Here is a 12,331-nt window from a genome sequence, read left to right as displayed (position 1 = left end):
GCAGCAATTATGGAAGCGTATTGGGATGATAACTAGGATTGCGGAATGCAATAGTGCCCCTGTCATCGCGCCTGGTCCGGCCGAACGCCTGAGGAGTTTTAGTTGTTTGAACCCGTCCAGCTCCGCTCGTTCCTGGCCGTCGCGGAGACGTTGAGCTTCACCAAGGCAGCTGAACGACTGGGGCTCGCCCAGCCCACCGTGAGCCAGCATGTCCGCAAACTCGAGACCGCCGCGAAGCGTATTCTCGTGGCCAGGGACACCCGCGAGGTCCGGCTCACTGACAACGGCGATGCCATGGCCGGCTTCGCTCGAAGCATCCTCGCCGCCCACGATTCCGCGGCGCGTTACTTCTCCGGTTCGGCCATGCGGGGTCGCCTTCGCTTTGGCACTGCGGACGACCTCGCCATCACCGGCCTCCCCCGGATCCTGCGCGAATTCCGGCAACTGTACCCGCAGATCAACCTGGAACTGACCGTCAGCCAGAGCGACCAGTTGTACAAACGGCTCAACGCCGGGCAGTTGGACCTGGTGTTCGTGAAATGGGTTGCCGGGGCCAAGGACGGCACAGTGGTCCGCCACGACAACTTTGCCTGGGTGGGACTTGAACAGACCGTACTGGAACCCGGCGCACCCGTGCCGCTGATTGCCTATCCTGCGCCGAGCCTGAGCCGGAAACTGGCCATCGACGCCCTCGAGGCCGCCGGACGGACATGGCGGATCACGTGCAGTACCAAGCAGATCAGCGGCGTCCTCGCAGCCGTTCGCGCAGGCATCGGAGTGGCTGTAATGCCCGCATCCCTGGTGCCCGAAGACCTCAAAGTGATCACCCAGCGCTTCGACCTCCCGCCAGTTGGCGACGTCGACTTCACCCTGATCCGCAACCCGCTGGCCAACGCGGAGGTCATTGATGCGCTGACGCAGGCAATCATGGGCAGGACGCTGAACAAGTCGACGTAGTGTTCGGAACATGCACACAGAGGAAATCCGGGATGATGGGAATGTTATCCACATGCCCCAGGAGGGATCGGATCCCGTCCGGATTTGTGTACTAGGCTCGCGAAATGACTGTTCCTTTCTTGGTAGCACCTTCCCCGCATTACAGAGAATCTTGGCTTGAAAGCCTGGAGGAATGGGGAACTCGTGACCAAGACGGCGCTTCCGTATTCCTGGCCGACCGTTATGGGCTGAACCTTCACGAAATTCACGGGTTCAATAAATGGGTAGATCTTCTGAACAACCTGGCCTTGGAAACCTTTCAACCGCTCGAAGGATTCTCAAACCAGACGTCATTGTGGGTTGTTGAAGGCAGTACCTACCTCGGCGCTGTGAGCCTAAGGCACGCACTCTCCAACAAGTATCTGGCCGATGTGGGAGGACACGTCGGATACGGAATCCGACCGAGCGCCAGACGCCGGGGATCGGCGAAGCTCGCCCTCAGGGGTGCCTTGGACGAGGCCCGTAGCCTTGGCCTGGACAGGGTTCTGGTGACCTGTCTCGACTCAAATCTTCCTTCCGCATTAACCATTGAGAGCTGTGGGGGTGCGCTGGAAAGCACCCGACCAGCGGAGAGTTTCGACCCAAGTTTCGGTGTCACTGAGCCGGTACGTCGTTACTGGATCCCGGTCTAGTCCCGCTCGTCGGTACCCAAGTGTTCGGATTTGTCCGAATGGATGTCACCACTTACTGGGTAAGCGCATTCCCGGTATCCTGTTTCAATGATCGACCTCACTACACTGGCGGACCTGACGCCCGGCATCTGTTCTGTCACGCTGCGCGCCAAGGGCATTGACGAGGTGGTTAGTATCGCCTCTGAGGCCGGACTCGCCGGGATCGAGTGGGGCACGGATGTGCATGTCAGCGATGCAGCCTCGGCACAGCACGCCAGGAACGCCTCAGAGGAAGCCGGCCTGACGGTTCTCTCCCTGGGTTCCTATTACCGGGCGGGATCCTTCGGCGATTTCGACCGCGATCTTGATCTCGCGGAAACCTTGGGCGCCCCCCGCATCCGGATCTGGGCGGGCGAGATTGGCAGCAACGGGGCCAGCGATGACCACTGGGAAGCCGTCGTGACCGATACCGTTCGCGTAGCCGACCTCGCGGCAGAACGCGGGATTGCCCTCGCTTTCGAGTACCACGGAAACACCCTCACGGACTCCCCCGAAACCACTCTTGAACTCCTGAAGCGCGTTGACCATGGCAACGTCGGCACCTACTGGCAGCCCGCCGTCGGGCTTTCCGACCAGCAGGCGCTGGACTCCCTTCACCAGGTCCTGCCGCACGTAGTGGGCGTCCACTGCTTCTCGTGGGGGCCGGAAGCGGAACGCCATCCGCTCCGGGCGCGGAAATTGCTCTGGCAGGCCGTGTCCGACGTGCTCCGCGGGAACGGCAAGGACCTGGACATCATGATGGAGTTCGTCGAGGACGACCTCCCGGAGAACGTCCTCAACGACGCCGCGTTCCTGCACGGCATCACCCTGGGCGAGGACTGACACAAATCTCCTAGCCGGCTACGCAACAGGTCCGACACCATGCGGGACCCACTCATTTGACTGAGCCTGGAGAACCCCTAAGACGGAGCATTCGGCACGTACGGAGGCCGATCTTTACAGGTCGGGTGGAGAATTGCACGCTTTGAGGCACAGGTACAGTGCACACTGCTCTTATGGCCGCTCAGTACTACCCAAGGCCGTGAAGCCAGCCCCGCGGAGACCAGCACTCCTCTTGCGGTTCCGCCACTTACTAGTTCGATGTGGGAGACGACGGCCGGCCGACTCGCCAGATCGATCACCTAGCCCTCTTGCGTGAACATGGGCGGGGCCTCGCAGATGCCGCGTCATAACGCGCCGGTTAGGGGATCCTTTACCGGGCGGGCCGGGGGTCTGCTGCGGACCCGCCTTCAATTCAGTGAAAAATGGTCCGTGGCAGTGGTGTAGCGAACGGCTGGCGCGCCGTTCGAGCCTTCGTCTCTCAGCACGACATCTCTACGAAGCGTTGTTCCGAGCCTTCTCATCAGGTCTGCTACTCCGTCTACTGTTGCCTGGCTGACAAGTTCCCGGAGGTCGACGTCGAATGTCACCGCATCCGGGGCGGGGAAGAAGTTGACGCGTACTCCATCGACGGGCCAGACAGCAAAGCTCTCAAATTCGGCAAGACCGTATCTGTTGGGCGGCAGAGGTGAATGGCCGTCACTGGTTGTCACTCGCCAGCCGCTGCCATGCAGCATCGCAAACACTGCATCCCAATCGTCGTCTGCACTCCCGAGTACCTCGCCATCAGGGAGCACGCCTGGGTCTTCCCCGAAGGCCCTATGGAAGTGCGTCCAATCAAGATCCGATGTCATGGCCACAATCATCGCTCAGATCGTGTAGGGGTACTGGACGTGCCCCGTTGCCAGAATCGAAGTGACTTCCGTAAGCCGGTCCTTTACCGGACAGCAGTTCCATCGGCTGCCTACTTCACCTGCTGTGTTCTTCCAGTTTCATAATGAAGGACGCCATCGCGGTCCAGTGCGAATAATCTGTCGGCGACTTCCTGCGCCTGGGGCTCGCCGCAAGATATGGCGAAGAACCGCGGAGAGATGAAATCGAGGAGGCAACCCTGCTCGGCAAGTTCAGAGGCCAGAGGCTGCCACGCGTTGGGGTCATCCGATTTCAGCAGCACTCTAAATGTGAAGTTCAGAGCGTCGCGCTCCACTCCGGTGGCAACAATTGCATCTTCCGCCGATCGCATCACGTTCACGCGGTCGCCAAAGTTGACGTCATAGAGATACGCAGGGACTGCCAAGACAGTCGCTGTGCCATCCTTTTCCAGGCGACCCCGAAGACCCTCCCACATCTGCTCGGCGTCAGGTTCAGCGGGCACCGCAAACCATAGGGTCTCTTCCGCTTCCTGAGCCTCCGGAAGCGGCTGGAGTGAACCATCGCGCCAATGTGCTACGACGCTGGGATGTTGCCGGTAGTCAGTCACCAGCTGAGACTACCCAATACACGCATCCATGAGAGCTCTCCGGCAGGCATACCTGCCCTATGTCGGAGGAGGGATCCACCACCGTACATGTTCTGGCTAACTCGTTGTATGTCGCTGCGTCCAGGCCTCGATCAAGTCCGCGATCAAGGTGTTGCCCACACGACGCGCGTAATCAGCAGCGGTCATCCCTACGAATTTTTCATCTGTTCCGTCGTCCACTATTCGAGGATCTGCGCCGGCCTTCAGAAGGACGCTTACCGCTTCCAGCCCGTCCGACGACTCCGCAGCCGTCATCAGAGCCGTGACACCGCGGGATTTGTCGTCGATGCGCGCTCCTGCATCGATAAGCAGTTGTGCGACTTCGACGTTTCCGTAGTCGGCCGCACGTAGCAAGGGCGTCTGAAGCAGTCGGTATTCCCTGACGTTAGGGTCCGCTCCAGCGGCAAGGAGGAGACTGATTGTCTCGGTCTTCCCCGGGCCAGCGGCGTTGAGCAATGGGGTAAAACCGGAATCGTCCATGACGTCGACCGGACACCCCGCATCGAGCAGTACCCGAATGATCTCAGCATAGTTTCGCGATGCAGCGGCGTGCAGCGCGGACCATCCGTCGGAATCGGCCTTGCAGGTGAAACGCCCTGGGCAAGCAGTGAACAGACCTCGCCGAGGTTTCCAGTTCGGGAAGCGCGCACTAATGGCGGGAGGCCTTCCAGAAATTCAATTCCATCAAGCTCATCTTCATCAAGATCGTCCATGCCGTACCTCCATGGTCTCTAGATGATCTAACCCTGCCATTATCGGTCCAGTCACAGAACATTCAGGCCCATGATGTGCCCGTAAGCCGGTCCTCCACCGGCCGCTTTCACTGCTGAGGAGCCCGGAGCCAAGTTCCTCGGGACTTCGCGGTACCCGGATTCCCGTAACACCCGCCCGCAAAACTGCCCGGTGAAGATGCCCTAAACGCTACACGTCCGCTCTGATCTTCGAGCTGGCCGCGTAACTCATACGTTTACAGCAAACGTGCTGCGACGATCGTTGAGGGCGCAAGCCTACGCTTGAAGATAAATGAGATCAGGAAAATGCCACTCCGCTGGGGTGGCATTTTTCATGCTATCCGTGCTGCCCGCGGCGCAGTAATCGCAGCATCCACTGCATGTGGAAGACCCCGCACAGGTAGTGTCCGGCCCCTAACCCCACACCCGGGACAGCCACGCGGCGCACAAATCTGGCCATTGCCCGGCGCCGGGCATGCCGCCAGCCAAACCAATTCCGTGGACGCCGTGCGGGAAGACGTGGAGTTCCACCGGGACCCGCGCCTTGGCCAGGGCGGCAGCGTACGAAAGGCTGTGGCTAACCGGCACGGCTTCGTCGTCCGCGGTGTGCCACAGGAACGCGGGTGGAGTGGACGCCTGGACCCGGCGCTCAAGCGAGAGTTGCTCCAAGAGGTCCGGAGGAGCGCCCTCGCCGGCAAGGTTGTCCACCGACCCATGATGCACGGAATCCACGAAGGAAATCACCGGGTAGCAAAGGACGCTGAGATCGGGGACGGCACCAGCTTGATCCAGCGTGGGGTCACCAGTCGGCAGCGCCACCGACAAGGAGCCGGCCAAGTGCCCACCGGCGGAAAAGCCCAAAACGCCCACGCGTTTGGAATCAACTGTGAGCCCATGAGCGCCGCTGCGGATCCACAGCATGGCTTCTTTGGCATGCGCCAGGGGCTCGGGATGGCGATGTGGCGCCACCTTGTAACGCAGCACGAACGCATGGACTCCGAGCGAGGCCAGCCATTCAGCCACGGGTTCGGCTTCATGGTCGGCCTGCCGGGCATAGCCTCCCCCGGGCAGGACCAGCATCGCCGGCGCCGGCACCGATGAAGGCCCGACGGCGGGAATCACCGCCAGCGCGGAAGGCTCCTTGAGCGTCGGAGTGGTAGGCGCAAAAGCCAGCCTGCCGTCGTCGTGAATTGCTCGGTCCACGGTCGCGTCAGGCGGGGTTGTCGGTTGGAACTTCGGTGCTCCGGCGCAGCTTGACGGAACCACTGACCGAGCCGCCATCCGGTGCGCCAGCGGCGAGACGGCCAATGTCTTCAAGGGGCAAGTAGACGGTGGAAAGCGCGGGACGGAAGTCGCGCAGGGTTTCGATATCGTCAAAACCGGCGATGGTCGCATCCCGGGGAATCCAGACGCCCTCGGACCGGAGCGCTGCGGTGACCCCGATGGCCATGACGTCGTTGACGGCGAAAATGCACAGGCGCTCCGTCGAGTTCTTGATGCGCCCGGCAAGATCCAGCCCTGCCTCGTATCCTCCTGAGCGGTTGAAGCCGCTGCGGACGACCTCGGCGGCGGGGCGGCCAGAGTCGGCGAGGCCACGCTGGAATCCCCTGACGCGGTCATCCGAGGTGAACAGCCCCTCAGGCCCGGCCACGATGAGGAAGGTGCCGTTGTGGGAGGCAGCCAGTTCCGTGGCGAGGCCCGCGGCAAGCTCCTCGTTGGGAACCTCCACCACGTGATATCCCTCGGCAGTGGTGGCACCAACGATCCCGTGGCCCACCACGCCCACGTGTCCGCCGTTGCGGCAGTACCGGTCCAACTCCGCAGCCAACTCCGCGTTGCCGCCCTGGTCCTCGGGCCGCGCCGAACGCGAACCGGCGATGACGATGGAATCCGCCCTGCGCGCGGCGAACGCCGCCACGGCTTCCCGTTCGTCGGCGGGCGCGCCGGAAGTGCTGGCCAGCAACACCATCCGGTTCTGTTCGCGGGCCGCGTCCTGCACCCCGCGTGCGATGGCAGAGAAGTAGGGGTCGGCAATGTCGTGGACGATCAGGCCAATCAGGCCGGAACTGGACTTCGCCAGCGCCTGGGCCTGGGCGTTGGGAACGTATCCGAGCTTGTCGGCGGCCTCACGGACGCGCTCGGCGATGCCTTCGGCCGGCTTCCGGGACGAGCCGTTGAGGACACGGGACGCCGTGGCAAGGGAAACCCCCGCCAAACGGGCTACTTCACTGAGTGTGCTGGCGGCCACGGGGCCCTCCTTGTCTGTAAGCGTCGGGGCTGGCGCTAGGGAAATTATGTCAGGATCCATGGAGTTTTGGGAAAGCGCTTGCCAAGTAAGCGGGGCGTGGTGCATTATCGAAGCAATGGGAATGCGCTTTCCCACTCAGTATTCGCAATTGCTGCCCGCACTGCTGCGGGCAGTACACAAGGCACTGGAGAAAACATGGGCTTCGAAACAAAGACGATCCGCATCGCCATGAACGGCATCACCGGCCGGATGGGCTACCGCCAGCACTTGCTGCGGTCCATCCTCCCCATCCGCGATGCCGGCGGCTTCACCCTTGAAGACGGCACCAAGGTCCAAGTTGAACCGATCCTGGTGGGCCGGAACGAAGCCAAGATCCGCGAGCTCGCCGAGCTGCACAAAGTCTCCGAATGGTCCACCGACCTGGATGCAGTCATCGCCGACCCCACCGTGGACATCGTCTTTGACGCTTCCATGACCAGCCTCCGCGCCGCCACCCTGAAGAAGGCAATGCGCGCCGGTAAGCACATCTTCACCGAGAAGCCCACGGCCGAAACCCTGGAAGAAGCCATCGAACTGGCACAGATCGGCAAGGAAGCCGGCGTCACCGCTGGCGTCGTGCACGACAAGCTGTACCTCCCCGGCCTGGTCAAGCTCCGCCGCCTGGTGGACGAGGGCTTCTTCGGCCGCATCCTCTCCATCCGTGGCGAATTCGGCTACTGGGTGTTCGAAGGCGACGTGCAGGCTGCCCAGCGCCCGTCCTGGAACTACCGCAAGGAAGACGGCGGCGGAATGACCACGGACATGTTCTGCCACTGGAACTACGTCCTTGAAGGCATCATCGGCAAGGTCAAGAGCGTCAACGCCAAGACCGCCACGCACATCCCCGCACGCTGGGACGAGGCCGGCAAGGAATACAAGGCAACTGCCGACGACGCTTCCTACGGCATCTTCGAACTCGAAACCCCGGGCGGCGACGACGTCATCGGCCAGATCAACTCCTCCTGGGCCGTTCGCGTCTACCGTGACGAACTGGTTGAGTTCCAGATCGACGGCACGCACGGTTCCGCCGTCGCCGGTTTGAACAAGTGCGTTGCGCAGCAGCGCGCCCACACCCCCAAGCCCGTCTGGAACCCGGATCTGCCCGTCACCGAGTCGTTCCGCAGCCAGTGGCAGGAAGTCCCCGCCAACGCTGAACTGGACAACGGCTTCAAGCTGCAGTGGGAAGAATTCCTGCGCGACGTCGTCGCCGGCCGCGAGCACCGCTTCGGCCTCCTCTCCGCAGCCCGCGGCGTTCAGCTGGCCGAGCTCGGCCTGCAGTCCTCGGCAGAACGCCGCACCATCGACATCCCGGAGATCACCCTCTAATGACGTCACTGATTCTTCCCACCAACGACGGCGGCACACGCGAGTACCGCCTCCAGCCCGCCACCTCGTGGGCCAAGCCGACCGCTCCCCTGACGGCCCGCCGCGCCTACGCAGCGGCCCACGTCATCCCCGAGGTCGCTGCGGACAACACCCCCGGCGCCCCGGCGCAGCTCGACTGGGACGCCACCCTGGCCTACCGCCACGAGCTCTGGTCCTACGGCCTGGGCGTCGCCGACGCCATGGACACCGCACAGCGCGGCATGGGCCTTGATTGGGCCGCCACCCAGCAGCTCATCAAGCGCACCGGTGCAGAAGCCGCCTCCGTGGTGGCCGGGAGCAACGCGGCGACGGCGGGCAAGTCCGTCCGCGACCTCGTTTCCTGCGGCGCGGGCACCGACCAGCTGGACATCGCTGCCCTTCCCGACGGCGCAGCGGGCATCCAGGCCGTGATCGACGCGTACCGTGAGCAGATCGCCGTCGTCAGCGAAGCCGGTCCCAAGGTCATCCTCATGGCGTCCCGCGCACTGGCCAAGGTTGCGAACGGCGCCGATGACTACCTGCACGTCTACTCCACCCTCCTTCAGGAGGTGGACCAGCCCGTCATCCTGCACTGGCTCGGCACCATGTTCGATCCCGCGCTGGCCGGCTACTGGGGCTCCGACGACGTCTCGGTGGCCACCGAGACGTTCCTCAGCCAGATCCGCGAACACGCGGACAAGGTGGACGGCGTGAAGGTTTCCCTGCTGGACGCCTCGCACGAGGTCGCCCTGCGCGCTGCCCTGCCTTCCGGTGTGCGCTTGTACACGGGCGATGACTTCAACTACCCGGAGCTGATCGACGGCGACGAGACCCACCACTCGGACGCCCTGCTGGGCATCTTCGCGGCCATCTATCCGGCTGCTTCGGTCGCCTTGCAAAAGTACGACGCCGGTAACGCCGCCGATGCGCGTGCCATCCTGGACTCCACGCGTGAGCTCGGAAAGCACATCTTCAGCGCCCCGACGTTCTACTACAAGACCGGCATCGCGTTCATGTCCTGGCTCAACGGCAAGCAGCCCGGTTTCCAGATGGTGGGCGGTTTGCACTCCGGCCGCTCGGTCCTGCACCTGGCCAAGACCTTCGAACTGGCGGACCAGGCAGGCTTGCTGAAGGATCCTTCGCTGGCTGCCTTCCGGATGTCCGATTACCTGCGGATCAACGGAGTGGGCGCATGAGCACGGATTTCTCACGACTTTCGCTGAACAGTGCCACCACCAAAAAGTGGACCCTGGCCGAGGCTGTGGACGGTTGCGCCCGAGCCGGCATCCCTGCGATCGGCCCGTGGCGTGACCGCGTTGCCGAGGCCGGCCTGGACAAGGCCGCCAAGCTCATCAAGGACGCCGGACTGCGGGTTTCGTCTCTGTGCCGTGGCGGATTCCTGACCGCAGCCGATGCCGAGGGACAGGCCGCCGCACTGGCTGACAACTTCGAAGCCGTCCGCGAGGCTGTAGCCCTCGACACCCAGGAATTGTTCCTGGTGGTTGGCGGGCTGGCTCCCGGCGAGAAGGACGTGGTGGCAACCCGTCAGCGCGTCGCGGACCGCCTTGAGGAGCTGGTTCCGTTCGCTTCGGAGAATGGCATCCGCTTGGTCCTTGAACCCCTCCACCCGATGTACGCGGCTGACCGCGCGTTGATCTCCACCCTGGGCCAAGCCCTGGATCTCGCCGCGCCGTACGACGCAAAGGCCGTTGGCGTCGCCGTCGACACCTTCCACGTGTGGTGGGATCCGGAACTGAAGGCGCAGATCGAACGTGCCGGACGCGAGAACCGCATCGCGTCCTACCAGGTGTGCGACTTCAACCTGCCGATCGCCGCCGACGCGCTGCTCTCGCGCGGTATGATGGGCGACGGCGTCATCGACTTCGCGACCATTGGCACCTGGGTCAGGGATGCCGGGTACACGGGCGACATTGAGGTTGAAATCTTCAACCAGGAAATCTGGGACGCCGACGGCGACTCGGTCCTGGAAACCATGAAACAGCGCTATGCGGAGCTTGTCCTCCCGTATGCCTAAAGACTGGTCCTCCCGCAGATGCCCTAAGCTCCGCGGGAGGATCGCGCCACCAGCGGGTCCCTGCCAAGGTCACGGCAGGGGCCCGCTTTGTGTTTCGGAGAGCGGCGGCGTGCCGCTACCACCCACTTTGATCGCCCACATCGGCGGACACGCCGCAATCGTGGCGCCTCACCGCGCACTCTGGCGCAAAGTTGGTCGTGACGGCGCGGCTGCGGATATGGGCTTGTGCACCGTTGTGCCTTTCCTGTCCGCCGCAAGGCGCCGGATGGGCATGTGAGGGAAGTGGTACACGGCTGAAACATTGCGTCGACGTGAGGAAACAATGGCCTCCTACGCTGGATTCACCTGGACAAAGACGTCCACGAACCCACTGAAAGGACACCACCATGATGCTCTTGAAGACCCTGAACTTTTTCCTCGACGCCAGCGGCAGCCACAGCGGCCCGTCCGGCGATTCCACCAACGAACCCGCATCTGTCTTCACTACGGAACGCCTCACGTCCAGCGCTTGGGAGGGCTGGTGGGACGACGCCGATCAGGGCTTCCCCGGCGACGCTTAGGGAGCCACTTGGAGGCGACCGTCAGGCCGTTTGCGGGACCATCCGGACCTGGGCACCAGGCACGCCGATCAAGGTGAGAATGCCGCCGTCGTGATCCTCAAGATCCAGCCGGACACTATGGGTTTCCGCATCCGGTTCCGCTGAGGTGACCCTGAAAACTTCACCGCGGATCTCCAGCGAATCGCCACCTTTGACGGACTTCAGCTTCCTATACTTTCCGTTCATCCTCTTTGCCACTGTTCTCGCGTTCCCCGCTGTTCTCGCGGAGTTCCTCGCCGCGTCGAATGTCTTCTTCCTCTTGTTTCTGTGCTTTGTCGCTGCGTTTCGTGTCGCGGGGAGGCAGTTGGAGCGTTTCCTCAGCTTCGATTCCGGCCTGCAGTTGGCGACCGCGCTCCATTTCGGCATCGAACTCGGCTCCAAACAAGAGTGCCATGTTGAGGATCCAGAGCCACAGCAACATGATGATGACGCCGGCCAAGGTGCCATAGGTTTTGTTGTAGTTGCCAAAATTGGCCACATAGAAACCGAAACCCAGGGACGCAAGGGCAAACAGCGCCAGGGCTATGAAGGAACCCAGGCTCATCCAGCGGAACTTGGGCTGTTTCACGTTCGGTGTGAAGTAATAGAGCACGGCGATGATGGCCACCACGATCGCTATGAGCACGGGCCACTTCGCGATGTTCCAGACCGTCAGGAACACCTCCGACATGCCGATGGCGCTCCCGGCAGCCTCTGCCACGGGCCCGCTGAGGACCAGCATGGCCGCAACCAGCCCGGCACCAAGCACAGCCACCACCGTGACCGCGAGCATGGTGCCACGAAGCTTGACGAAGCCGCGGCCCTCATCCACTTCGTAGACGCGGTTCATGGCCCTGCCGAACGCCGTGGTGTACCCGGAGGCCGACCACAGCCCAACTACGATTCCGAAAATCAAGGTGAGTCCGGCCGCGCTGGAGCGGGTCAGCTCCTCGATCGGCTGGCGCATCGCTTCCACGCCCGGGCCCGGAGCGAACTTTTGGACGATGTCCAGCAAGGCGGCGGTGGTTTTGCCGGCATCTCCGAAGATGCCGAGAAGGGACACCAACGCCAGCAGCGCCGGGAAAAGGGACAGGACTGCGTAGTACGTCAGGCCCGCCGCGGCATCCGGACACTGGTCCTTGTTGAACTCGCGCAGCGTGCGTTTGAGGATGTACATCCACGTGGGCTTGACCAAATCATCCGGACTGTCCGGCTTGCGGGAGTCATCCGGTGACGGGGCCGTGGCGGCCTTGGCTGTGCTGGTCCGTGCTGATTCGTTTGTAGTCATGAGGCACCTGTTCGTGGGTGTAGGTTGCGCGAACAACTGACTCATCAATACTAAGCATACTGA

The 12,331-nt window shown here is 62.8% G+C and carries 14 protein-coding genes; 7 read left to right on the top strand and 7 right to left on the bottom strand.

Annotation, left to right across the window (positions count from 1 at the left end; genetic code table 11):
• Positions 1 to 102: 102 nt before the first annotated feature.
• The 3 genes from ACFVSJ_RS17350 to ACFVSJ_RS17340 all read left to right on the top strand — a co-directional run bounded on the left by ACFVSJ_RS17350 (position 103) and on the right by ACFVSJ_RS17340 (position 2,489).
• A complete protein-coding gene (locus ACFVSJ_RS17350; protein WP_387438184.1) occupies positions 103 to 957 on the top strand; it encodes a LysR substrate-binding domain-containing protein in 855 nt (284 codons plus the stop codon).
• 104 nt (positions 958 to 1,061) lie between these two features.
• Entirely contained in the window at positions 1,062 to 1,628 is a 567-nt protein-coding gene (locus ACFVSJ_RS17345; protein ID WP_387438183.1) for a GNAT family N-acetyltransferase, read from the top strand.
• Positions 1,629 to 1,715: 87 nt separating this feature from the next.
• A complete protein-coding gene (locus ACFVSJ_RS17340; protein ID WP_387438182.1) occupies positions 1,716 to 2,489 on the top strand; it encodes a sugar phosphate isomerase/epimerase family protein in 774 nt (257 codons plus the stop codon).
• 407 nt (positions 2,490 to 2,896) lie between these two features.
• Here the strand turns inward: ACFVSJ_RS17340 and ACFVSJ_RS17335 are convergent, their stop codons facing one another.
• The 5 genes from ACFVSJ_RS17335 to ACFVSJ_RS17315 form a co-directional block, all read right to left on the bottom strand.
• Entirely contained in the window at positions 2,897 to 3,340 is a 444-nt protein-coding gene (locus tag ACFVSJ_RS17335) for a hypothetical protein (RefSeq protein WP_387438181.1), read from the bottom strand.
• 110 nt (positions 3,341 to 3,450) lie between these two features.
• Positions 3,451 to 3,966 (bottom strand): DUF4265 domain-containing protein, encoded by a 516-nt coding sequence (locus ACFVSJ_RS17330; protein ID WP_387438180.1) that lies wholly within the window; start codon positions 3,964 to 3,966, stop codon positions 3,451 to 3,453.
• A gap of 96 nt (positions 3,967 to 4,062) precedes the next feature.
• Positions 4,063 to 4,620 (bottom strand): ankyrin repeat domain-containing protein, encoded by a 558-nt coding sequence (locus ACFVSJ_RS17325; protein WP_387438277.1) that lies wholly within the window; start codon positions 4,618 to 4,620, stop codon positions 4,063 to 4,065.
• 530 nt (positions 4,621 to 5,150) lie between these two features.
• Positions 5,151 to 5,864 (bottom strand): alpha/beta hydrolase, encoded by a 714-nt coding sequence (locus ACFVSJ_RS17320; RefSeq protein WP_387438276.1) that lies wholly within the window; start codon positions 5,862 to 5,864, stop codon positions 5,151 to 5,153.
• An 82-nt stretch (positions 5,865 to 5,946) separates the two neighbouring features.
• Positions 5,947 to 6,984 carry a LacI family DNA-binding transcriptional regulator gene (locus tag ACFVSJ_RS17315; RefSeq protein ID WP_387438179.1) on the bottom strand — a complete coding sequence of 346 codons (1,038 nt, stop codon included), beginning with the start codon at positions 6,982 to 6,984 and terminating at the stop codon, positions 5,947 to 5,949.
• 195 nt (positions 6,985 to 7,179) lie between these two features.
• On the opposite strand from ACFVSJ_RS17315, the gene ACFVSJ_RS17310 reads away from it, so the two are divergent.
• From ACFVSJ_RS17310 to ACFVSJ_RS17295, 4 genes are all read left to right on the top strand, one after another.
• Positions 7,180 to 8,349, top strand: a complete 1,170-nt coding sequence (locus ACFVSJ_RS17310; RefSeq protein ID WP_387438178.1) for a Gfo/Idh/MocA family protein — start codon at positions 7,180 to 7,182, stop codon at positions 8,347 to 8,349.
• Positions 8,349 to 9,563, top strand: a complete 1,215-nt coding sequence (locus ACFVSJ_RS17305; RefSeq protein WP_387438177.1) for a dihydrodipicolinate synthase family protein — start codon at positions 8,349 to 8,351, stop codon at positions 9,561 to 9,563. Before ACFVSJ_RS17310 ends, ACFVSJ_RS17305 begins: the two co-directional genes overlap by 1 nt.
• Positions 9,560 to 10,402 (top strand): sugar phosphate isomerase/epimerase family protein, encoded by an 843-nt coding sequence (locus tag ACFVSJ_RS17300; RefSeq protein WP_387438176.1) that lies wholly within the window; start codon positions 9,560 to 9,562, stop codon positions 10,400 to 10,402. Before ACFVSJ_RS17305 ends, ACFVSJ_RS17300 begins: the two co-directional genes overlap by 4 nt.
• A 386-nt stretch (positions 10,403 to 10,788) precedes the next feature.
• Positions 10,789 to 10,962, top strand: coding sequence for a hypothetical protein (locus ACFVSJ_RS17295; protein ID WP_387438175.1), 174 nt, complete (start codon positions 10,789 to 10,791; stop codon positions 10,960 to 10,962).
• Positions 10,963 to 10,983: 21 nt separating this feature from the next.
• Here ACFVSJ_RS17295 and ACFVSJ_RS17290 read toward each other — a convergent pair whose 3' ends face one another.
• Positions 10,984 to 11,187: a hypothetical protein gene (locus ACFVSJ_RS17290; protein WP_387438174.1), complete on the bottom strand. Its 204-nt coding sequence runs from the start codon at positions 11,185 to 11,187 to the stop codon at positions 10,984 to 10,986.
• Complete coding sequence (locus ACFVSJ_RS17285; protein WP_387438173.1) at positions 11,171 to 12,268, bottom strand: YihY/virulence factor BrkB family protein; 1,098 nt, start codon at positions 12,266 to 12,268, stop codon at positions 11,171 to 11,173. Before ACFVSJ_RS17285 ends, ACFVSJ_RS17290 begins: the two co-directional genes overlap by 17 nt.
• Between the last annotated feature and the right edge of the window lie 63 nt (positions 12,269 to 12,331).

This window comes from Paenarthrobacter sp. NPDC058040, assembly GCF_042885775.1.
Lineage (GTDB): Bacteria > Actinomycetota > Actinomycetes > Actinomycetales > Micrococcaceae > Arthrobacter.
The sequence above is the reverse complement of the archived record's forward strand: the minus strand, read 5'-3'. Positions and strand labels throughout refer to the sequence as shown.